We start from the raw sequence: 22,018 nt of genomic DNA on the forward strand, positions 1-22,018 counted from the left end.
GTCAATAAGACTGTTGCTGCCTCGCTTTTTGCCTGGCGATGTGACTAGGCTTGAATGATTGGCTCCGGGTTCAGCAGTCCTCACCGACGCCTCAAGATCGAACTTTCGGCTGCTGTTCCAGCTCTCGCCTATGGCTCTAAGCTTGCACCGTCGGCTCCGGGTCCGGCAACCGCCGATGGCTCAACTGGAACCAGAGCAGAATCAGCACCATCAGGACGCCGCCGAGGAAAAACGGGCCGCTGTGCGAAAAGGTGTAGACGGCGCCGCCAGCCAACGGGCCGAGAATGCGACCGAGGCTGTCCATCGAGCTGATCGCTCCGCTTGTGATCCCCTGGCCTTCCGTTGTTCGCTGCGTAATCATCGCGGTGGCAGTTGCGCGAATCATGCCTTGGCCCGCGCCGAACAAAGACAGAATCAAAGCGAGTACCCAAAAGTTTCCCGACAGCGGAATGGCGAAAAAGCCGATCCCGTAAAAAATCATCCCCACGGTGAGAATGGCCGCTTCCCCGAACTGTTTGACCAGGCGGCCGATCAAGCCGCCCTGCACACAGGCTGCAATAATGCCCATGACGAGGAACATGTAGCCGAGGTCTTTGGATGTGAAGCCGTACAAGTCATGGATGTACAGGGCAAAAGTCGTTTCCAGACCGGAAAAGGCAAACGACACGACGAACAAAATGCCGTACAAAAGAGACAGGGAGCCAAAGAGCGAGACCAGCGGGTTTTGACTGGCCTCTTTTCGCAGGCTCGTCCGCTTTTCCTTCGGCAAGCTTTCCGGCAACGCATAAAGAATGAAGAAAAACGTCAGCAGCGCGACAAGCCCCGAAGCGTAAAACGGAACGGCAAAGCCGTAGCCGCTGAGCAGGCCGCCTATGACAGGGCCGAATACAAAGCTGAGCCCGATGCCCGCGCCGACGACCCCCATCCCTTTTGCTCGCTCTTCAGTTGGGAGCAAATCGGCAACCATCGCCGTTACAGTCGGCAACGCGGCAGCAGAGACGATTCCGCCCAGAATGCGGTAAACGAGCATTTCCGTATAGCTTTCCGCCATTCCGAACAGGATAAACGTCACGGCAAAGCCGAGTAGCCCGAAAGAAACGAGCGGCTTGCGCCCGATCCGGTCCGACAGAGTTCCCCAAACGGGTGCAAACAACAGCTGCATAATATTGTAGCTGGCGAACAGAACGCCGATCTGAAAAGAGGTCGCACCCAGTTTTTCTGCAAAAAAGGGAAGGATGGGAATGATAATACCGAATCCGAGCATGGTCAAAAATGCGACGAAGAACAAGAGGGCAAGATGCTTCTTCTTCACAACAAATTACCTCGTTTCACACAAAAATCATCACTATCAGTTGCTTGCATTTTCCACCTTACGTGAACGAACTGTCGAAGTCAAGCGAGCGGCGTGGGCAGCCGTGCACTTCTCGTGCTATAATGGAAAAGAAAGAAGAATCGTTTGGCAAGTTGTCTAGTATATATCCATGAGGTGTTTGTGATCATGTCTACTGCAATGCTGTACTACCTGGCCTGGCATGAAGATGATTGGCTGGATGAGGTTCTCGACCGTTTTCCGGAAGTGAACGCGATGGTGCCTACTGCAAAAACGTTTGAACTGATTGCCGGACAACGGGAGTCAAAGGAAGTGGAACGCGCGGTACTCGTTCTGAATGCGGCACAGGAGCAGGACAGATGCCGCGAGTTTTTGCGTCTGTGCCAGGAGCACCCGGAGCTTTCCAAAGATCCGCTCTATCTTGTCGGATTGAAACCGGTTGAGGAGGAGGCGTGGAAAGAGGCGTATCCGTATGCGAAGATCATCGTTATTACCGGCTTTGCTGTCGAGTTTGACTACGATGCCGTCCTCGCGAGGATGGAAATCGATCTGGAGGGAGCCTATTGAAAGCCAACCCCAATGATTTCGATTTAAAGGCGTTTCTGCACCGCTTCGGCTTGTTCATCTACACGGGGGACCCGGTGGGGGATCTGTTGCTGATAGAAGACGAAATTCGCGAGTTGTACGAACTGAATGTGATTGAAAAAGAAGAGTTTATGGAGGCCATGTCAGCTGTGCACAGCAAGCGCAAAGCGATGGAAGCCCGATAAACCAGGGACAGGCGTGTTTATCTGCCGTTTTGCGACGCGGCGATGATAAGCGCGTTTTTTGTTTTGTGCGCCTGTTCACACCCGTACCGCTCTCTTAAGAAATTCTTCAGGATTCCTTTTAGAAAACTTAAGGCATTCTCTCTCTTTTAGAAAGGTTTACCCGCTACGATAGAAGCAGGGAATCGGAGAGGGGGGAGCGGCTGTGGAGCAGGCGAGTTTTGCAATCATGTTTCATTCGTTATGGAAACAATTTTTTTGGCAGCTTTCACCCGATGAGATGTCAGTGATCGGCTTTGGCGCACGAATGGCGCATGCGGACACCGGGTTTTTGGTTGTGTATGCAGCGGTGTTTGCGGCCGTGAGCGCGGGAGTGGGGGCTGGCTATCTGGTGAGTGCCTGGCTGGGAGCGCCCGTATTGGCAAAATGGGCAGGCAAGCGTTGGCACAAGCACGTCAGGCTCATGGACTGGGAGCAAGAATACATGGGCTGGGTGCTGGCGATCAGCATGTTTATTCCGGTGATTCGCCATATCGTGCCAATCGTCGCGGGCTTGTATCGGATGCCGCTCAGACAGTTTTTGGCTTTCTTTTTACCGAGCACGTTTGTCTGGACGCTGCATTATTTTCTCATGGGCTACTGGTTTGCCGCTGAGCTGGATGTGATGCTTGCAGGCGTGTATTCCTACAGCAAAATTACGTTGACGACGGTAGCACTGGCAGCCGCTGTCTACATGGTGATTCGCCAGTACATACGACTGCGTTGCTTTATGCTTCCTGCCGACTCGCAGGAAAGCGGGGATTGCCCTCAACAATTGAAAAAGGAGCCGACTGCCTGAGCGAAGAGCTTGCAGGTACAGTTGGCTCCTTTTTCAATTGGCGGCGTGTGCAGAGGAAGCTTCCCAGCCGAAGCTGTCAAACCACTCGTTCCTTCTGTAATTGGAGATGGCTTGTCTCACATAGGGAATCATATTGTCGGGCAGCTTGTCGAGGTCGACCCAAATCAGTTCGTCGCACTTGTCAGGCTCGGCGTTGACGATCTCGCCCTGCCAGTTACGCGCGGCGACGAAAAAGTCGATGCGCTCGTCAAAAGACCGTCTGTGCATGACGCCCGCAAGCGAAAGGTCCGCTGGTGCGAGGTCGATCCCGCACTCTTCCTTGGCCTCGCGAATGGCTGCTGCCTTGACTTCTTCATTGCCGTCCAGATGTCCAGCCGGAACGCTGTAGTTTCCGTCTTCATATCCGGTATTGTAACGGCGAAGCAATAAAATTTCCTGTCCGCGCAGCAAAAACAGGTGCACGGCAACTGGCATCGTAAAGTAGTTTCGCATGACGAGGTTCCTTTCTCAATGCTCTTCGGGACGATGATTTTCGGCCGCTTTTCTGCGCAGTTTTTCCCGGTTTTTCTTCAGGGCAGGGGAACTGCTCATCGCTGCGAACAGCATGCCGAAACCGGCGATGGCCAAAACAATTCCAATGATGAGGTAGAGCGTAGAAGACATTCGAAAAAGACCTCCTTATTCTATGAAAGCAAGCATGAATCTGACTTTGAACTGTGCTATAATGGCACAGTGTGTTTTACCCGATACTAGGTATGATTTTATAGAAAAGCACAGGGAGGATTTCGCGAGATGACTCAGCATACGTCTGTCGATCAGCTATCCATTAACACCATCCGCACGCTGGCTATTGATGCCATCGAAAAAGCAAATTCCGGCCACCCGGGAATGCCGATGGGCGCTGCCCCAATGGCTCATGTTCTGTGGAGCCGTTTCATGAAAGTAAATCCAAGCAATCCGCAATGGATCGACCGCGACCGTTTTGTCTTGTCTGCGGGACATGGCTCTATGCTATTATACTCGATGTTGCATTTGATGAAATACGATGTTTCTCTGGAAGACCTACATAACTTCCGCCAGTGGGGCAGCAAAACGCCTGGCCATCCGGAGTTCGGACATACGGCTGGTGTTGACGCAACGACTGGACCGCTGGGACAAGGGATCGCGATGGCGGTCGGTATGGCCATGGCGGAAAAACATATGGCAGCTGTCTACAACCGCGACAAGTTTGACATCGTGAACCACTACACGTATGTCATCTGCGGCGACGGCGACCTGATGGAGGGCGTATCCAGCGAGGCTTCTTCCCTGGCTGCTCACCTGAAACTGGGCAAAATGATCGTGCTGTACGATTCGAACGATATCTCGCTGGACGGCGAACTGTCCCGCTCGTTCTCGGAAAATGTGGCAGGACGCTACCAAGCGTACGGCTGGCAATATTTGCGCGTAGAAGACGGAAACGATCTGGCAGCGATTGATGCCGCTATCGCTGAAGCGAAAAAAGATCTGGATCGTCCTACGCTGATCGAAGTCAAAACTGTCATCGGCTACGGCAGCCCGAACAAAGGCGGCTCCAGCGCTTCCCACGGCGCACCGCTCGGCAAAGATGAAGTGAAGCTGACAAAAGCAAACTACGAGTGGTCGCATGACCAAGAGTTCCACGTTCCTGCGGAAGTGGCTGACTTCTACGCAGGACTGGCAGAAGCGGGCGAAAAAGCGGAAGCGGCATGGCGTGACCTGTTTGCCGAGTACGCCAAAGCATATCCGGACCTGGCTGCGCAATTCACGACAGCACAGGAAGGCCACCTGCCAGCAGGCTGGGATGCCAACATGCCGGTATACGAAGCAGGGGCGAAGCTGGCAACCCGCGTCGCTTCCGGAAACGCAATCAATGCATTGGCAACATCCGTGCCGTTTTTCCTCGGCGGTTCCGCAGACCTGGCTCACTCCAACAACACAGTGATCAAAGAAGCGGGCAACTTCCTGCCAGGCTCCTACGATGGCCGCAACATCTGGTTTGGTGTTCGCGAGTTCGCCATGGGGGCAGCACTCAACGGTATGGCTCTGCACGGTGGGGTAAAAGTATACGGAGGTACGTTCTTCGTCTTCTCTGACTACGTGCGTCCGGCTATCCGCCTGTCTGCTCTGATGAAACAGCCGGTTGTGTACGTGTTCACGCACGACTCCATCGCTGTAGGGGAAGACGGCCCGACTCACGAGCCGATCGAACAATTGGCGTCCTTGCGCGCGATGCCAGGACTGACCATTATGCGTCCGGCTGATGCCGTAGAGACAAACGAAGCTTGGAAATACGCTGTTTCCCGCACAGACGAGCCAGTCGTACTTGTTTTGACTCGCCAAAACTTGCCAGTCTTGCCAGAGACCATCGAGAAAGCGGAAGCAGGCGTGAGCAAAGGGGCATATGTGCTCGCAGACGCTCCAAGCGGCAATCCGCAACTGATCTTGCTGGCTACCGGCTCCGAAGTATCCTTGGTGATGCAAGCGCGTGAAGAGCTGCTCTCCCGCGGAATCGAGGCACGCGTCGTGTCCATGCCAAGCTGGAACCTGTTCGAGCGTCAGCCGCAAGAGTATCGCGATGCGGTCATTCCTCCGACAGTAAAAGCGCGTGTAGCAGTAGAGATGGGCTCTCCTATGGGCTGGGAACGTTATGCTGGAGATGGCGGAAAAGTGATCGCGATCAACCAGTTCGGCGCCTCCGCACCTGGCGACCGCATCATGCGCGAATACGGCTTCACCGTAGAAAATGTAGTGGCTACAGCAGAAGGGCTGCTCAAATAAATTGCCTTTGCTTCATAAGAAAAGCCTATCTCTCACAAGGAGATAGGCTTTTCCAGTGACAAAACCGAAACAGTGTGGAATGATAGACACGTGCCAAAAGGGAGAAACTTTTTTCAAAAGCATCCGTCTATATAAGATGCGGGGGAGAGAGAAAACCAGGAGGTAAGAAATGGCAACAAAGGCCAAGAAGAAAGTCAGGAAGAAAAAGAACAACTTGCTGATGATTGCCGTAGGATTCGCCGTCTTTCTCATCTTGAGCGTCATCGGGGGATACTTTTCCCTGTTGTACGCGGGAGACCGGATGATTGCGGAAAACGAACAGAAGCTGAAAGACTTGAAAGCAGAACCAACGGTCATATATGACAAAAACGGTGAAGAGATGACGAGTCTGATTCGTCAAAAAAACCGTGAATACAAACCGATCAACGAAGTGCCCAAAGTGTTGATTGACGCATTCCTTGCTGTCGAGGACAAACGGTTTTACGAGCACAAAGGCGTCGATATGGTACGGATCGGCGGAGCTATCATCAATGACATTAAAAAAGGTTCATTGGCTGAAGGGGGAAGCACGATCACCCAGCAGCTTGCCAGAAACGTTTTCCTCAACCTGGACCAAACGTTTTGGCGCAAGACCAAAGAGATGAGCATTGCGATCGGACTGGAGCGCCGTTATTCCAAGGATCAGATTTTGGAAATGTATCTCAACCGCGTGTACTTGGGTGAAGGGGAGTTCGGGATCGAGGACGCTTCGAACTACTACTTCGGAATGTCCGTCAGCTCTGATAAATTTACGGTTGCCAAAGCAGCGATGCTCGCAGCAATTCCGAAAGCGCCGACGACGTACTCGCCGTTCAACAACCCAGAGAAGGCGAAGCTGCGGCGCGATACGGTCATTCGCCTGATGTACGAGCAAGGCATTATTACCGAGGCACAAAAAAATGAAGCGCAGGCGGAGGCATTGCCTACCGAGCCGACAGAGACGGCTGGAGCGAGCCTGAAAAAAGGCTACCGCGCTTTCTTCGACCATATGGTGGACGAAGCGGAAGCAAATTACGGCGTGACGGAGGAAGAGTTGTACCGTGGCGGCTGGCACGTCTATACGACCTTCGATCCGAAAGTACAGGATGCGATGATCGCGGAGTACGCCAACGCGAAAAACTTCCCGAAAGACGGCGCAAAACGCGGCGTCGAGTCCGCGATGATTGTCGTGGATGCGAAAAACGGCGGGATCGCCGGAATGATGGGCGGCCGCAATTACGCCGCAAAAGGCTTTAACTACGCGACCGATATGAAGCGTCAGCCAGGTTCCAGCTTCAAGCCGCTGGCGGTGTACGCGCCTGCGGTTGATATGGACGGCAGAAAATGGGGGCCGAACTCTTCCCTCAGCAACAAAAAGCAAAGCTTCAACGGCTATGAGCCGCGCAACTACAACAACAAATACAGCGAAACGGTGAGCATGAACCGCGCCCTGATCGACTCGCTCAACGTGCCTGCTGTTTGGCTGTTAAATGAAATCGGAGTCAATAACGGGCTGGATTACCTGAAAAAATTCGGCGTCGACCTGGCGCCGGAGGACCGCAACCTGGCCATCGCCCTCGGCGGTCTTAGCCAAGGGACGTCTCCGTTGAAAATGGCGCAGGCGTACACGACTTTTGTCAACGGCGGGGTTATGTCGGAAGCGCACACGATTGCCAAAATCGAAAACAAGAGCGAAGGCGTCGTTCGTGAATACGAAGACAAGCAAACGCAAGTGCTTAAGCCGCAGGCGGCGTGGACGGTTCACACGATGCTGGAGCGGGCGGTTCAGGAAGGGACGGGGAAAGCTGCCCGAATCTCTGGCCGTCATGTAGCCGGAAAAACCGGGACGACCCAATCGATTGCCGGAGACAGCGGTGTGAACAAAGACGCCTGGTTTGTCGGCTATACGCCAGAATACGTCGGAGCGGTCTGGATGGGCTTCGATCCCGAGGACAAACAGCATCTGATGCGTCAGGGAAGCAGCTTGACGGCGCAAATGTTCTCCAAAGTGCTCGCAGCAGGTTTGAAGGGCGTGAAGGCGACAGATTTCCAACCGCCAGCAGGTGCCGTCGAAGAACAGCCGGAAGAAGAGGCAGTGCAGCCGCTGCAACTGGCAGCAGACCTGACTATGGAAAACAACCAGATGAAAGTAGTCTTGAGCTGGATTGGCGGTTCTCCTGATTACACGTATGACGTCTATCGCGTCAAGCAAAATGACGAGCGCGTGCTGATCGCTTCCGGCTTGAAGGATACGACTTATGTCGATGTGCTGGATGATCCGAACCAGTATCGCTATGTGGTGGTTCCGCGCAACGCCCAGGGCGAGGAGCAGACTCCTTCCCCGATCACCAAGATTAACATGCAAAATCTGGAAAACCTGATTAACGACGGAGAAGAGCACCACGAGGACGGCAACAATCAGGGACAAAATCCGGATGAAAACAATAACGGCAATGGCGACGGCTCTGTGACGATTCCGCCGAATTTCGGCGGCGACAACCAGGGCAACAACAGCAACAACGGCGGCCAGCCGAACGGTCAGAATCCGAATCCGGGCCAGGGCAATACGGGCAACCCGGGAAACCCGGGAAATCCTGGAGAGATTCCGCCTGATATCGCCAATCCGGGAGCCAACCAGCCGGGGGGAGTTTCTGACGGCAGCCAGCAGCCAGTACAGCCTGTAGACGGCGGCCAACAGCAGCCGCCAGCAAATGGAACAACCGGCGGCTGAGCGGCATAGGATAGACAACTCGACAGATTCAGCTATTTGCACATCTTCTTTCGCGTGGTACAATACCAGTAAATCGGGAGACAGGGGGGACAGTCCATGTCTGACTTCGCACAAAGAGATTTGCCCACTTTTTTCAAGGAACAACTTAGCCGAGCCAAAGTGAATTTTGAGCGAGCTCTCGACTGTAAACATACCGATTTTGACGACCTGTACCCATATATGAACGAGCAGCCACAGTTTTTCTGGTACAAACGCTACGTCGCTTGGTCAGAGCTGTTGACTGTCGTGCGGTTGGCGGAGGAATTAGGCGTCGAATGGACAGAAGATTTCAGTGAGCAGCAGGTGGAGTTTATCAAAGGCAAGGTTCTGCAAGGCAAAGTGCTCGACTACTGGAATCCGGAAGAAGAACAGGAAGAAACGATCAGTCAGTTGGAAGAAGAAAAATAAGACCAAATACAAGTAGCGCGTTCCCGCTTGGGGAGCGCGCTTTTTTCGTCCGCGGATGCGGGTTCGGCGACTGGCTTGGATGGAATCTCCACGTAACCAGACGAAGGGCTGATTCGTCTTTTCAAAGGAAAAAGGCTGCACATTAATGCAGCCAGGTGTAAATGACTTGTGGCGTTTCTTCTTCCGGTCCCGCCGGAAGGACGAACAAAGGCGGATTGCTCCACGGGCTTGCGGGAGCAGGGGCATCCGAGATGATAAATTCGGTGCCCAGTGAGACGAAGGAGTACAGTTCCTCCACAGCGGCATTGAGCAAGCGCACACAGCCGAGAGACACGGAGGTTCCGATGCTCTCCGGATGGTTGGTGCCGTGGATCGCATAGCCGTTTCCTTGAAAAACCATCCCTCGTGTGCCGTATATGTTGTCATGGCCGCGCGGTTTGTTGATTTTTTGCAAGATCGTATAGTACCCCTCTGGCGTCGAGTCGTTTTTGCCGATGCCCGCCGGATAGCTGCGCACGAGATGCGTGCCGCTCAAAAGCTGGAGCGTGTGCGACTTTTGTGCAAGGCGAACTTGCAGCGGTTCCAAAGGCGACAGCGGCTCAGGATAGCCGGGAAGCGGCAGGACATCGCGCAAGCTTGCCCATGCCGCTCCGCTCTGAAAAGCAGCGGGGTGATACGGATAGCTTTCCAGCAAGAGACGTTTTGGCGGAACAGGGATTTGCGGCAAATAGTTGCCGGGGTAGCTTGCTGCCAAATCTGCCAGCCTGGTTGGAAGGGTCCCTTTTTGCTGATAGTAGCGATAGAGGGCATTGCGCAATGTCAGCACGTGCTGGAGTGTTTGCTGCTCGGTTACGAGGTCTGTGCGCGCTGTTGCAAGCGCCGCCTCCTGAGCGAAGCTGGCTGGCGCTGCAAACCAGCGCTGGCTGATGACACTCCGGCTGGCGGGATTGTATTGCACAATCCCTTTCACCTGTTTGGGCTGATAAAACAACAGTGGCGTAAACAGCGGCGATCCGGGCACTTCCGGAACGACGATGACTGTATACGGCTGTGTCAGCGCCGGACGACGCCCCTCTACATAACGGCGAACCTGGCTCTGCAATTGTTTCGGGTCAAGTGCCGCAGGAACCGCAATCACCTCGACATGAGGCTGCGATCCAGCAGGAGTGCCGACAGGCTTTTCCGCTGTCTGTGTGCGGGCAGCAGGAGCGGCATCTTGCAAAGGCCCGGGTGAGAACACAAACTGGGCGTACAAAAAGGCGAGTGCCGCCAGAAGCAAGCGTGCCTGGTTGCGCCAGTTCTGGCGTTTTTGCTCGCGAAGCAATTTTTGATAGGCGTCTCGCGCCTCGTTAAAATAAGGGCCTTGTTTGGCAAAAAGACTTTGTCTGTAAGCGGCGAGCGCCTGCTGCGTGTCGCCTTGCGCTTCTTTTGCTTGGCCAAGATGGTACCAGCCAATCGCTTCATCCGGGTGTTGCTGGGTAAACCACCGGTAGAAGGAGAGGTCGCTTTGCTCTGGATATTTCATATGAAAGGCGCTTTTTTCCTGAAGAAAGGAAACCTTGTCCACCGATACTCCCCCCTATATGGTTGTATCGGCGTGGCTCGGCAAAAAAGTGAGTGTGGAGGGGAAAATAATGGTTTATTTACGGACGATCAAGCTGTTACGCGAGAAGTTTCCCGAGGCGGGGCGGTATCCGTTTGACCTGCCGTCGCTGCGAAATTTGGAGGCGATCGAGCTGGACACGAGCGTGACTTTTTTGGTCGGGGAAAACGGTTCGGGCAAGTCGACGATGCTCGAAGCCGTCGCGTATCAGTGCGGCTTTCACACGGCTGGCGGATCGCGCAACAATTATTATGACGTCCACAAGTCCGAAGCGAGTCTGGGCGACTATATCCGGCTTTCCTGGCTTCCGAAGCAGACGAACGGTTTTTTCTTGCGGGCCGAGAGCTTTTACCAGTTTGCCAGCCACATCGACTCGATCGGCGGCAGCGGCAGTTACGGCGGGAGGTCGCTGCACGCGCAATCGCACGGGGAAGCGTTCATGTCGCTGTTCACCAACCGCTTCAACAGCAAAGGCATTTACTTGCTGGACGAACCTGAGGCGGCCCTGTCGCCCAAACGTCAACTGGCCTTCTTGTTTTTGATGCGGGAACTGGTGGCAGAGGGCGCGCAGTTTGTGATCGCGACTCACTCCCCGATTTTGATGGGCTTTCCCGGAGCGAAAATCTTCAGCTTTGACGAATCGCCTGTGCAGGAAGTGCGGTATCAGGAGACGGAGCACTACCAACTGACCCGGCGGTTTTTGGAGAAGCCGGCTGCTTTTTTAGACGAATAACGATTTTTTTTAAAATATCCTGTCACAAAAAAGGTCCCGGCGGTTTCTATAAGGTGTAGAACGCGATAGAAGCTGAGTCAGCGGCCTTTGCAGGAAGGAGGAGACGTGATGGAGGTGCAGGCAAAACTGGCGATGAACCAGACGCGGGTGCAAGACGATGCAGACTCGTTTCACGATCTGTTTACCGCTTACTACCCGTTCGTTGTCCGGCAGGCGATGCGGATTGTCCGCGAGCAGCAAGCAGCAGAAGATGTCGCTCAGGAAGTGTTTCTCTCCTTTTACGATACAGATCGCTCCACTGTAGAGAATATCCCGGCTTGGCTATCCAAAGCGGCACTCTATGCAGCCTGCAACTATTTGCGATCAGAGAAGCGCAGGCAGGATAGGCAGGAGCGCACTACTGCGGATCAGGCGCACACCACGCCGTCATCCGAGGAAGCATGGCTGGAAAAAGAAGCGATCAGCCACGTGCAAGAGGTGCTGGACGAGCTGGATGAGCGTGAGCGTACTTTGCTGGTCATGAAATACTCCGGCTTTCCCTACGCCGAGCTGGCAAAAGCGACTGGAACTCCGGTTCAATCTGTCGGAACGATTTTGGCGCGAGCGAAAAACAAATTTCGCAGGCTATACGAGCGGATCAGGGGGGAAGAGGGATGAAATGTGCAGATACGGGCTTTATCCAGGCTTTTCTGGATGGAGAGTGCGAAGCCCGGGAGAGCGAGCAGTTCCGCAGTCACCTGACGGAGTGCGAGCAATGCCGCGCTCGCCTGGATGAGCTGATGGCTTTGGACGTCTGGTCGCGGGAACAGATCGAAGCAGACGTATTCGCCCGTGCCGATCAGGCGAAAGTGAACACGGACGCAGCTTGGCAGCGGTTTTCGCAAACAGTAGGAAAGGCAAACAAGAGCAATCAGTTGCGTGAGTGGAATCACCACAAAGAGCGCAAAGCAAAAAGGAGCTGGAACGAAATGAACAAATCGACGAAACGCTGGGTAACAGCGGCATCGGCAGCAGCTGTGGTCGCCGTGTCTCTGTCTTTTCCGCAAGTACAGGCGGCGGCTAATGACTTTTTGTCCATGTTTCGCATGAGCAAAGTCGAATTTGTCAAAGTGACGCAAGAAGACTTGCAAGAAGTGGAAAACTGGATGGCAAGCGGCAAAGCCGGGGAGATCGATCTGAAAGGAATCGGAAAGATCGAAATCGACGGAATGGATGACAACAAACAGGAAAGCCGTAACCACTACTACAACAACCGGGAAGCTGCGGAAAAAGCGGGAGTCAAGCTGCCGTCAGTGCCTGCCGACATGGCTGTGGAAGGGGTAGAAGTTACCTCGCCGTATCGCATGCATCTCGAAATCGACACCGAGCGGGCAAACAAGCTGCTTGCCCAACTGCAAATCGATGCTCGCTTCGACGACGAGCTGAATGGCAAGCGCATCTCGCTGGAAGTGCCGAAAATGCAAACAACATATATCGGCACCGGAAAAGAGAGCTATTCCTACACGATTGTGGACGCGCCTGAGCTGAAAGCTCCCGATGGCGTAGATCTGGAAAAGCTGCGCGAGACGATGCTGGCTCTGCCGTTCATCCCGGAGCAAGTGAAAAAGCAAATGCTTGACATCAAAGACTGGAAACATACGATTCCTGTTCCGTACATGGCGGACGGCAAAAGCGACATGAAAGAAGTCAAAGTGAACGGCGAAGAGGGCATGCTGCTCACAAGCGAGTACAATACGCATCTCGTTTGGCAAAAAGACGGGAAAATCCACATTTTGGATGGCAGCGAAAAGCGTGGAGAAGAACTTCTGGCTTTGGCAAAACAGCTGAACTAAAGAAGCAGCATAAAGCGAAATATAAAGCGGAATGGCAGAGTTTTCCTGTAGGGGAGGCTCTGCTTTGTCCCGTTTTCCGCTAAAGTTTCAAGTTTCAAGTTTTAGGAGGCATGAGATGTCCAATTACGTAATCGAGACCTGGGATTTGTCCAAGCAGTACAACGGCAAGGCGGGCTGCAAAAACATCACTTTGCAAGTGCCGCGTGGCAGTGTGTTTGGATTTCTCGGGCAAAATGGCGCGGGGAAAAGCACGTTTGTCAGAACGATGCTCGGTCTGCTGCACCCGACAGCGGGCAAGGCCGTCATGCTTGGGCATCCGATCGGCACGGTGGAATCGCGGCAAAAGGTCGGGTATTTGCCGGAGCTGTTTCGCTACCCCGATTGGCTGACGGGCCAACAGCTCCTGGAGCACCACGCCCAGCTGTGCGGATTGTCCCGTTCCCAGGGCAGAGCGGTCATCCGGGATGTACTGGAGCAGGTAGGGATGGCAGGGCGTGAGCGCGAGCGCATTCGCGGCTATTCCAAAGGTATGCAGCAGCGCATCGGAATCGCTTGTGCGCTCTTGTCCGATCCCGAGCTGATTTTTTTGGATGAGCCGACCTCGGCGCTGGACCCGATTGGACGAAAAGAAGTGCGCGAGTTGATTACCAGGCTCCGCGATCAAGGAAAAACGATTTTTCTCAACAGCCATTTGCTGAGCGAGATGGAGAGCGTCTGCAACTATGTAGGGATTATTCACCGCAGCGAGCTGGTCGTGCATGGAGATTGGCGCAAGCTGAGCAGCGTTGCCCCGCAGGTGGAGCTTACGGTGGAAGCGGCGAGTTTTTCGGCGGGGGAGGAGCTTCCGGCATTCGTGACAGAGAGCAGATTGCTCAGGGAAGCTGCTTCTCGTGCCACGTGGCTTTTGACTCTGGATCAGGACAACCGGGTTCCGGCTCTTTTGCAGGCGCTGGTTGGCCGAGGCGCGGCGGTACATGAGGTTGTGCAAAAGCAGCAATCGCTGGAGGAAGTATTTTTGTACTGGGTGCAAAAGAAGGAGGGGGAAGCACATGTGGCCGATCATGAAAATCACGTATAGGGAGATGATCTCCAAGCGGATTTTTACGATTACGATATTGATGTCGCTGGCTTTCCTGTTGCTGTTTGGCGTAGCGACCTGGTATGCGGCGCGGGAAATGAACGAGTCATGGGGTGGCAGGGCAAGTGACATGCTGCTGCAAAAAAACTTTTTCTCCACGCAACTGCTCGGCATGGGCCTGTACTTTGGTTCGTTCATTACGGCGCTGCTCGCGATCCTGAGCAGTGTCGGCAGTATTGCCCACGAAGTCGAGAGTCATCAGATTGATACGTGGTTGGCCCGGGCGTTGCCGCGCCACCGATACGTCCTGGGGAAGTTCGGCGGATTGACGAGCATGCTTGTCCTCTATGCGCTCCTGATGTTTCTCGGCATTCTCGGGATCAATCAATGGGTTGGCGGAGGCATGCTGGCGGTTGACGTGAGTGCGCAGCAAATAGGGACGTCGCTCGGGTATTTTATCCTGATGCCAGTGATTCTCGTCTGCGTCTCCTTGCTGCTCAGCAGCATCACGACGACGGTAACAGGCGGCATCATCCTGATCATTTTGTACGGAATCAGCTTCATCGGCGGGTTTGTCGAGCAGATCGGGTCGATTTTGGGGGAGAACGCACTGATCAACATCGGGATTATATCCAGCTTGTTGTTTCCTACCGATTCGCTGTTCAGACAATCGACGGTCGCGCTTTTCGAGGCAGCGGAGGACCCGATTTCGTTTGCTTCCCAGGGGATATTTGGCACCACGTCTCCGCCAAGCCAGTTGATGTTTTTCTACACGCTGTTTTACGGCGCGGCGACGCTGGCGCTGGCTGTCCGGTTGTTTGGAAAGCGGGATGTGTAGATCGCACAAAGATGAAAATAATAGCAGCCCGAGCCGTGAAGAGACGGACTCGGGCTTTTTTCTGGGAAAAACGTCGAGACGTTTTTCATGAAATGGGATGTGAGTGCTTGCGGTCAACAGGACGGTCTAGCGTGTGTCAAGGTGGTCGGATTGCGGGGGAGCGGCTGGTTCTTTTTGTTCGCCTTTTTGTAGAAGCTGGATCAATTGGTCCAGCTTTTCATTTCGTTCTTGGTCGAGGGCAATTTTGTTGTTCATGAACCGGATCAGGCTAATGAGCAAATAAATGATCAGGCCGTAAAACAAAAGCATGATGAACAGTGGGATGGATGCGATTCCGAAATCGAGCATGCAAACCTCCGTTTGGAAAAATATAGGTTGTCACTATTGTACCATTTAAACGAATAAGCAGACAGGCGTATCGTGAATTTTATGACGTTTATGACAAAAATGCGGGTAAAACTGTTTATGCGCAAATTGTATTCGGATTTTTACGAACATTGCTATAATGACAGCAGCAAATGAAAGCGCATTCGTACACGTTGTTGTAAGCGCATTCTCCCAAGGAGGAAAAAGGTATGCTGTCATGGCTTGGCTTTTTAATGGTAGCCGTTTTCATGTATTTGATCATGTCGAAGCGACTTTCGGCTTTGGTTGCACTTATTGTGGTTCCTGTTGTGTTTGCTTTGCTCGGCGGCTTTGCGGATCAGCTTGGCACGATGATGCTTGCCGGTATCAAGCAGATTGCGCCTACGGGAATCATGCTGCTGTTTGCCATCCTGTACTTCGGAATCATGATGGATGCTGGCTTGTTTGATCCGCTGATTGCGAAAATATTGCAGATCGTCAAGGGCGATCCGCTGAAAATCGTCGTCGGTACGGCGATTCTCGCCAGTCTGGTCGCATTGGACGGAGACGGTACGACGACTTACATGATTACGGTCACGGCCATGTTGCCGCTGTATCAACGAATGGGGATCAAACCGATGATTTTGGCGGTCATTCCGATGCTTGCGCTGGGCGTCATGAACATGGCGCCGTGGGGCGGTCCGACTGCGAGAGCGATGAGTGTGTTGGGACTGGACGCATCCGAGCTGTTTACTCCGCTCATTCCTGCCATGGCTGCCGGGATCGCTTGGGTCATTTTCGTCGCCTGTATATTGGGCAAAGCAGAACGGAAACGGCTGGGGATTATCGAGCTTGGCGGTGCATCTCGCGCATCGTCGCCAGCACAAGCCGAGTTGGCGGCGGCTCATGAAGCAACTGCGAGCAAGCGTCCACAGTTGCTCTGGTTTAATCTGCTGCTGACCGTTGCGCTGATGCTCGGACTTATCACCAGCTTTTTGCCTTTGCCCATCTTGTTCATGATCGCGTTTGCCATCGCGCTGTTGATCAACTATCCCAAAATGGAAGACCAGAAGGAGCGGATCGCAGCGCACGCGGGCAACGCTCTCGCGACTGTCTCGATGGTCTTCGCTGCCGGAATTTTTACGGGCATTTTGACCGAGACAAAAATGATTGACGCCATGTCGAATACGGTTGTCTCCTGGCTGCCGGACTCGCTTGGCTCGCACATGCCTGTATTGGTCGCTTTGACCAGCATGCCTTTTACGTATTTCATGTCCAACGACGCCTATTATTTCGGCGTGGTGCCGATTTTGGCAAATGCGGCAGCAGCGTATGGAGTCGATCCGGCAGAGATCGGGCGGGCGTCGATTCTCGGCCAGCCCTTGCACGTTTTGAGTCCGCTGTTTGCCGCTCAATATTTGCTGCTGGGGATGGTTGGCGTGGACTACGCGCAGACGCAGCGCTTTATCATGAAATGGGCATTCGGCACTTCGCTTGTCATGATCGTTGTCGCGTTGCTTACGGGAGTGCTCACGTTGTAGCAGAGAACTTGCGAACTTGCGGGAAAAAGAGGCCGGGCGAAGGGCCTCTTTTTCAGTTGGACGCAAAATTGGGTTACAATGAGAAGAAGGGGGGAGGAACGTGCGTTTTCACAGCAAGCTGATGTTGATCATCTGTTCGCTCCTGCTGGGTGTCATCGTGATTTTGGGGATTACGTTTGAGCTGATGCTCGCGGATGCCCTGGAAAAAGAGATTGGCAGACGGGCGTTGGACACGGCGAAAACCGTGGCGCAAATGGAGGAAATCAAGCAGGCGTTTTACACAGAGGACCCGGCCAAAATCATCAATCCGATTGCGGAAAAAATCCGGGGAAGCACAAACGCCGCTTTTATTACAGTTGGCAATTTGCAAGGGATTCGCTACTCCCATCCAGACCCGGATGAAATCGGCAAGCCGATGGTCGGGGGCGATAACGAAACGGTGTTCGAAGGAAACTCGATCATCTCGGAAACGGTCGGATCGCTGGGGCCTGGCCTCAGGGGAAAAACGCCGATCTATAATGAAGCAGGGCAAGTGATAGGAGTCGTATCTGTCGGATTTTTGTTTGCCGATATTAATGAGACGATTGAAGCGTACCGCGACCGGATTGTGCTTGTCGGGATCATCACGCTGCTTTTGGGCGTCGTGTGTACGATGCTGCTTGCCCGGAATGTCAAAAAAGCGATTTTCGGCTTGGAACCAGCGAGCATCGGACGGTTGTATCAGGAGAACCAGGCTGTGCTTGAATCGATTCGCGAAGGCATTGTGGCGGTCAACGAGACAGGGGCGATCACGCTTGCCAATCAGACGGCGCAACGACTGCTCGGCCAAAAGCAGGAAAAGGAGCGCGATTGTTTGACAGAGAAGCAGGACGACCTGGTGCACGCGCTTGGCCTCACGGAAGTAATCGAGACGGGGGAAGCCGAGTTTGACCGCGAAGCGCTGGTGAACGAGCAGGTGCTGATTGTCAACCGCGTGCCGATCAAGGATGCGAACAACCAGATCACGGGCGCTGTCGCCAGCTTCCGCAACCGTTCGGAATTGTTCGAGGTGACGCAGGAGCTGTCCAGGGTAAAGGAATATGCTGAAGTGCTCCGCTCGCAAACGCACGAGTATTCCAACAAGCTGCACCTGATCTCCGGTTTGATCCAGCTGGAGTCGTATCAGGAAGCAATCCAGTTTATCTCGTCCGAGCTGGATGCACACGTCAGCCACACGCGATTCATTTTGCAAGAGGTGCCAGATCCGCTGATCGCCGGACTTTTGCTCGGCAAGCTGAATCAGGCCAATGAGCGCAAAATTGAGCTGAAAATCGATCCGGAAAGCAACTTCCGCGAAATTCCAGCGGCTATTGATCGCGCCCAACTGATTGTCATTTTGGGAAATTTGCTCGATAATGCGATGGATGCCGTCTGGGCACCGGGCGCCTTTGCCCAGGAGATCACGATCTTTTTGCTCGATATGGAAGAGGTGCTGTTGATCGAAGTAGAAGATCGCGGCCCAGGCATCTCGCGGGAACATGCCGAGCGGGTATTCGAGCTTGGCTTTTCTACCAAGCAGCAGCCGAATCACGGGTACGGCCTGCATCTGGTGCAACAAGCGGTTTCCAAGCTGCATGGCAATATTACGCATACAGGTAATCCGGCGGGCGGAACTATTTTTACGGTGACGCTGCCGAAAGAGGTTTGAACGTCGCAGATGAAGGAGGGAGAGCTGTATTGAAGAGCATGGCGGGAAAAAGCGCAATACGGGTTTTGATTGTAGAGGACGATTTGAGGATTGCCGAAGTAAATCGTCGCTTTGTGGAAAAGGTGGAAGGGTACGAGGTTGTCGGCATTGCGACCAATGCCCAGGAAGCCAGGGATCAGCTGGAGCTGCTTCAGCCCGATTTGGTGCTGTTGGACATTTATTTTCCGGACATGGACGGACTGGATTTCTTGTCTGTGATCAAGGAGCAGTTTCCCGCGTGCGACTGCATCATGCTAACAGCAGCCAAAGAGGTGGATACCGTCGTAGAAGCGATACGCTACGGCGTCTTTGATTTCATCACCAAGCCGCTGATTTTTGCCCGCCTGCAACAGACTTTGCAGAGCTACCAGGAGTTCAGGCAAAAAGTGCGGGAGTGGAAACAGGACAGGGAGCAAATCAGCCAGGCCCAGATTGATGAGCTGATTTCCCGGACAAGCAGCAAAAAACCAGCGGAAGGAAGAGCCGTCAAAGGGATTGATCAGATTACACTGGACAAAATATCCGGCTATCTGATGCAAACACAAGAAGCTACTACCGAGCTGGTCAGCAAAGAAACGGGCATCAGCCGTTCAACGGCCCGTCGCTATTTGGAGTATCTGGTTGCTATTGGCGAAGCCGTCGCTGACCTTTCCTACGGCGTGGTTGGACGGCCAGAACGTGTGTACAGAATGGTGAGCGGGCGAAAAGACGGCAACTGAACAACTAGCGGCTTTTCAGGATTAAACCAGCGGATGAGCGCCGCCGACCATGTCGGACAGCTCCTTTTTCCGTCTGGTTTTTTCTTTGTACATGGCTGCATCAGCTTGCTCGATCATGTCCTCGATCGTTACATCCATACCAGAGCAGAAATAAAACAGTCCGTGGCTCGCCGTAATGAGGTACGGCTTTTTCTGGGCGGCATTGATCGCCAAAAACTGCTGCCAGATGACGTCCCAAAGCGCCTCGACTGCTTCTTGCGACTTGCCGGTAAAGAGGATGATGAACTCGTCACCGCCGTAGCGAAACAAAATGTCGTCAGCGCAGATGACGCCTCTGATCACATCGCACACCGTCGTGATCAGCGCGTCGCCCTCCCGGTGTCCGTACTGGTCGTTTACTTGCTTGAGATTGTTGATGTCGACGAAGCAAATCGTGCATGAAATCCAGGAGCTGCGGGATTCAGCGACGATCTGTTGCAGGGCTTCGATCCCGCTCCGGCGATTCAACTGACCAGTCAGCAAGTCGATCGAGGCGTGCTTTGCCAGCTCGCTTTCTACTTTTTTCAACTCGGTGATGTCTGTCATCCCGGATAAAATGCACGGGATGTTGTCATACTCAATCACTTCATAGTGAACCATGGCCCAACGGGTAAAGCCCGGCGCGCTTTTTTGCTGGAGCACGTGGTTTTTGATGCTGCCTGTTTTGCGCAGTTGCTCGACGACTTCCTGGCGATCTGCTGCGTCTTGAAAAACATAGCTCGTGTCGTAACGTTCTTCGTCACCTGCTGTGCAGGGCCATTCTTTTTGGGCGCGCTCGTTCATCAGCAAAATGCGCCCGTCAGAGAGGCGGGAGAGAAGCAGCGGGTACGGATTGATGTCAAACAATTTGCGCAAATTTTCCGCTGATTCCTTTTGCTCACGCTTGTAGTTGAACTCTTTTTTTCTATAAGAATGGAAAGCAAGCACGATGAAAAAGGAGATGCACACCGTCATGCTCGTATTGATCTGTTTGGCGTGAAGCGAGAAATCATCCTGGGGAATTTGCGCCAACACATACAGAAACAGCAAGTGACAAGGCACAAGAATATAGGCGAAGTACCGCGGGCGCAGCGGAAAGACGGCTGCAACCCCGATGAGCACGACGACGTAGGCGTCAATATTTCCCGAGAGTCTGTGGCTGTTCAAAGACGACAGAGCGCTTGCTAGGACGTAGCCCGCCACGAACAAAATGATCAGAGAGTGCGGCCAGGAGGAGCGCATGAAGCTTTCGCTCTTCTGAAATTTTTGATAGATGAAGACGAGAATCAAGGAGGCGATAAAGCCTGATGTATGTATAGAAGTAAGCGTGTAAAGAAACAGCGGATTGCCGACGTCTTTAAGCAGGACGAGATCGACGTACAGAAAGACGGGATAGCACAAAAGCAAGAATATCGAGGTCATCCGTAACCGCGCGAACAAAAGGCTGTTATTCCATTCGTGAAAGGCATCATCGTAGCGATTCATATGCTTTTCTCTCAATCCTTTGCTTGAAAGATCGAAAAAACCCCACGCAAGCACGAGCTGTATCCATAGCGTGTTCGCGTGGGAGTCATTTACTTGTAAAAGCGTTGCGCTTCGCTTACTTTATCAAGCAGCTGGCTTCTACCCGGTAGATTCGCTGTCCTCTGGAAGAAAAGCGCTCTTCGTACTCGGTCATCACGTTTTCTTCTGCGAGCTTCGATTGGTGAAGATCAAAGGTGATGTTCTTCATCTGAAAGCGCTCGGCAGCGAATTGATTGAGGGAGAACTCAAACAGCTTTTCGTTGTCGGTCTTCATATGAATTTCGCCGTCTTGGGTGAGCACCTGGCGATAGTTGTTCAGGAAGCTGGCGTAGGTGAGGCGGCGCTTGGCATGGCGCGCCTTTGGCCACGGATCGCTGAAATTCAAATAAATCCGGGCAATTTCATGATCGGCGAACAGTTCGCTGAGCTTGGAGGCGTCGAACTGGATAAATGCCAGATTCGGAATCGTCTCGTACTCGGTTCGCTGCAAGGCCCGCAAAACAACCTCTGCTTTCAGTTCAACCGCAATGAAATTCGTATCAGGGTGACGCTTTGCCAGTGTATTAATGAAGCGTCCCTTTCCACAGCCGATCTCCACGTGGATCGGATGGTCATTTCCGAAGCGTTCCTTCCATCTTCCTTTATAGGAAAGCGGGCTGTCTACAAATGTCGGATATTCACGCAGGGCCGCTTCGGCGCCTGGGATGTTACGCAGTCGCATATGTTCCTCCTTCAAAACGAACTCCTATCTACTTTACGATGACTCTCAACAGGTTGCAAGCATAGAGAAGAGAGAGAAGGAAGAAACCATTTTTGCCCGCGTGAAAATAGCGCGAAAAGGGATTTTTTGCAAGTGGGTATAGGTCATAAGTCGCATATGATGCGGACAATCGGCGAATCGCACTGGATACAATTGGACAAAACCGGAGGAACATTTTGGCATGAAAATAAACTGAAAATTTAAGGAATGCCTGTTACAGCGGGCTTGAGGGCGTCAAGCGGAAATCACATCCATTTGTTCAATCGGTTTCTGCCAAGTTTTTGGTAATTTCACAGCGCGACAGCTTTGGTAAAGTAGAGAACAAGTGAGAGGTCACCCAAACTTTGCATAAATAAAGCTTCTACCGAAAC

At 53.2% G+C, this 22,018-nt stretch carries 21 protein-coding genes; 14 read left to right on the top strand and 7 right to left on the bottom strand.

Annotated features, from left to right (window positions below; translation table 11 throughout):
• Window positions 1-136: 136 nt before the first annotated feature.
• Window positions 137-1,312, bottom strand: coding sequence for an MFS transporter (locus IRJ17_RS12235; RefSeq protein ID WP_122963903.1), 1,176 nt, complete (start codon window positions 1,310-1,312; stop codon window positions 137-139).
• A 186-nt stretch (window positions 1,313-1,498) separates the two neighbouring features.
• On the opposite strand from IRJ17_RS12235, the gene IRJ17_RS12240 reads away from it, so the two are divergent.
• From IRJ17_RS12240 to IRJ17_RS12250, 3 genes are all read left to right on the top strand, one after another.
• A complete protein-coding gene (locus IRJ17_RS12240) occupies window positions 1,499-1,897 on the top strand; it encodes a hypothetical protein (protein ID WP_122963904.1) in 399 nt (132 codons plus the stop codon).
• The gene (locus IRJ17_RS12245; RefSeq protein WP_063228008.1) at window positions 1,894-2,100 is read left to right on the top strand and encodes a YqgQ family protein; all 207 of its coding nucleotides are present in this window, start codon (window positions 1,894-1,896) and stop codon (window positions 2,098-2,100) included. Before IRJ17_RS12240 ends, IRJ17_RS12245 begins: the two co-directional genes overlap by 4 nt.
• A gap of 202 nt (window positions 2,101-2,302) precedes the next feature.
• The gene (locus tag IRJ17_RS12250) at window positions 2,303-2,935 is read left to right on the top strand and encodes a DedA family protein (protein WP_242774875.1); all 633 of its coding nucleotides are present in this window, start codon (window positions 2,303-2,305) and stop codon (window positions 2,933-2,935) included.
• Between the two features lie 33 nt (window positions 2,936-2,968).
• Here the strand turns inward: IRJ17_RS12250 and IRJ17_RS12255 are convergent, their stop codons facing one another.
• Together IRJ17_RS12255 and IRJ17_RS12260 are read right to left on the bottom strand one after the other, a co-directional pair.
• A complete protein-coding gene (locus IRJ17_RS12255; RefSeq protein ID WP_173596840.1) occupies window positions 2,969-3,427 on the bottom strand; it encodes an NUDIX hydrolase in 459 nt (152 codons plus the stop codon).
• Window positions 3,428-3,442: 15 nt separating this feature from the next.
• Window positions 3,443-3,598 carry a hypothetical protein gene (locus tag IRJ17_RS12260; RefSeq protein ID WP_167470275.1) on the bottom strand — a complete coding sequence of 52 codons (156 nt, stop codon included), beginning with the start codon at window positions 3,596-3,598 and terminating at the stop codon, window positions 3,443-3,445.
• A 129-nt stretch (window positions 3,599-3,727) separates the two neighbouring features.
• On the opposite strand from IRJ17_RS12260, the gene tkt reads away from it, so the two are divergent.
• From tkt to IRJ17_RS12275, 3 genes are all read left to right on the top strand, one after another.
• The gene (tkt, locus tag IRJ17_RS12265) at window positions 3,728-5,734 is read left to right on the top strand and encodes a transketolase (RefSeq protein ID WP_122963906.1); all 2,007 of its coding nucleotides are present in this window, start codon (window positions 3,728-3,730) and stop codon (window positions 5,732-5,734) included.
• A 169-nt stretch (window positions 5,735-5,903) separates the two neighbouring features.
• The gene (locus tag IRJ17_RS12270; protein WP_242774877.1) at window positions 5,904-8,483 is read left to right on the top strand and encodes a transglycosylase domain-containing protein; all 2,580 of its coding nucleotides are present in this window, start codon (window positions 5,904-5,906) and stop codon (window positions 8,481-8,483) included.
• A 96-nt stretch (window positions 8,484-8,579) separates the two neighbouring features.
• On the top strand, window positions 8,580-8,930 hold the full coding sequence (locus IRJ17_RS12275; RefSeq protein ID WP_122963908.1) for a hypothetical protein: 351 nt from the start codon (window positions 8,580-8,582) through the stop codon (window positions 8,928-8,930).
• Between the two features lie 142 nt (window positions 8,931-9,072).
• Here IRJ17_RS12275 and IRJ17_RS12280 read toward each other — a convergent pair whose 3' ends face one another.
• Window positions 9,073-10,497: a L,D-transpeptidase family protein gene (locus tag IRJ17_RS12280; protein WP_173599096.1), complete on the bottom strand. Its 1,425-nt coding sequence runs from the start codon at window positions 10,495-10,497 to the stop codon at window positions 9,073-9,075.
• Between the two features lie 67 nt (window positions 10,498-10,564).
• Between IRJ17_RS12280 and IRJ17_RS12285 the strand changes: the two genes are divergently transcribed.
• The 5 genes from IRJ17_RS12285 (at window position 10,565) to IRJ17_RS12305 (ending at window position 15,014) form a co-directional block, all read left to right on the top strand.
• The gene (locus IRJ17_RS12285; protein ID WP_122963910.1) at window positions 10,565-11,266 is read left to right on the top strand and encodes an AAA family ATPase; all 702 of its coding nucleotides are present in this window, start codon (window positions 10,565-10,567) and stop codon (window positions 11,264-11,266) included.
• A gap of 108 nt (window positions 11,267-11,374) precedes the next feature.
• A complete protein-coding gene (locus IRJ17_RS12290) occupies window positions 11,375-11,923 on the top strand; it encodes an RNA polymerase sigma factor SigX (RefSeq protein WP_122963911.1) in 549 nt (182 codons plus the stop codon).
• A complete protein-coding gene (locus tag IRJ17_RS12295; RefSeq protein WP_173596843.1) occupies window positions 11,920-13,098 on the top strand; it encodes an anti-sigma factor family protein in 1,179 nt (392 codons plus the stop codon). The genes IRJ17_RS12290 and IRJ17_RS12295 overlap by 4 nt, the downstream gene beginning before the upstream one ends.
• Window positions 13,099-13,213: 115 nt before the next feature.
• Entirely contained in the window at window positions 13,214-14,176 is a 963-nt protein-coding gene (locus IRJ17_RS12300) for an ABC transporter ATP-binding protein (RefSeq protein ID WP_242774879.1), read from the top strand.
• Window positions 14,148-15,014 (top strand): ABC transporter permease, encoded by an 867-nt coding sequence (locus tag IRJ17_RS12305; RefSeq protein WP_063228018.1) that lies wholly within the window; start codon window positions 14,148-14,150, stop codon window positions 15,012-15,014. Before IRJ17_RS12300 ends, IRJ17_RS12305 begins: the two co-directional genes overlap by 29 nt.
• 126 nt (window positions 15,015-15,140) lie before the next feature.
• On the opposite strand, the gene IRJ17_RS12310 is transcribed toward IRJ17_RS12305, so the two are convergent.
• On the bottom strand, window positions 15,141-15,362 hold the full coding sequence (locus tag IRJ17_RS12310; RefSeq protein ID WP_122963914.1) for a hypothetical protein: 222 nt from the start codon (window positions 15,360-15,362) through the stop codon (window positions 15,141-15,143).
• 227 nt (window positions 15,363-15,589) lie between these two features.
• Between IRJ17_RS12310 and IRJ17_RS12315 the strand changes: the two genes are divergently transcribed.
• The 3 genes from IRJ17_RS12315 (at window position 15,590) to IRJ17_RS12325 (ending at window position 19,345) form a co-directional block, all read left to right on the top strand.
• The gene (locus IRJ17_RS12315; RefSeq protein ID WP_122963915.1) at window positions 15,590-16,900 is read left to right on the top strand and encodes a CitMHS family transporter; all 1,311 of its coding nucleotides are present in this window, start codon (window positions 15,590-15,592) and stop codon (window positions 16,898-16,900) included.
• Between the two features lie 100 nt (window positions 16,901-17,000).
• Window positions 17,001-18,587: an ATP-binding protein gene (locus IRJ17_RS12320; RefSeq protein ID WP_242774880.1), complete on the top strand. Its 1,587-nt coding sequence runs from the start codon at window positions 17,001-17,003 to the stop codon at window positions 18,585-18,587.
• A 38-nt stretch (window positions 18,588-18,625) separates the two neighbouring features.
• Window positions 18,626-19,345, top strand: a complete 720-nt coding sequence (locus tag IRJ17_RS12325; RefSeq protein WP_122964069.1) for a response regulator — start codon at window positions 18,626-18,628, stop codon at window positions 19,343-19,345.
• Between the two features lie 21 nt (window positions 19,346-19,366).
• On the opposite strand, the gene IRJ17_RS12330 is transcribed toward IRJ17_RS12325, so the two are convergent.
• Together IRJ17_RS12330 and trmB are read right to left on the bottom strand one after the other, a co-directional pair.
• Complete coding sequence (locus IRJ17_RS12330) at window positions 19,367-20,848, bottom strand: sensor domain-containing diguanylate cyclase (RefSeq protein ID WP_242774882.1); 1,482 nt, start codon at window positions 20,846-20,848, stop codon at window positions 19,367-19,369.
• A gap of 115 nt (window positions 20,849-20,963) precedes the next feature.
• Complete coding sequence (trmB, locus tag IRJ17_RS12335; protein WP_242774884.1) at window positions 20,964-21,608, bottom strand: tRNA (guanosine(46)-N7)-methyltransferase TrmB; 645 nt, start codon at window positions 21,606-21,608, stop codon at window positions 20,964-20,966.
• Window positions 21,609-22,018 lie beyond the last annotated feature (410 nt).

The organism is Brevibacillus parabrevis (assembly GCF_022701015.1).
In the GTDB taxonomy this organism is placed as follows: Bacteria; Bacillota; Bacilli; order Brevibacillales; family Brevibacillaceae; genus Brevibacillus; species Brevibacillus parabrevis.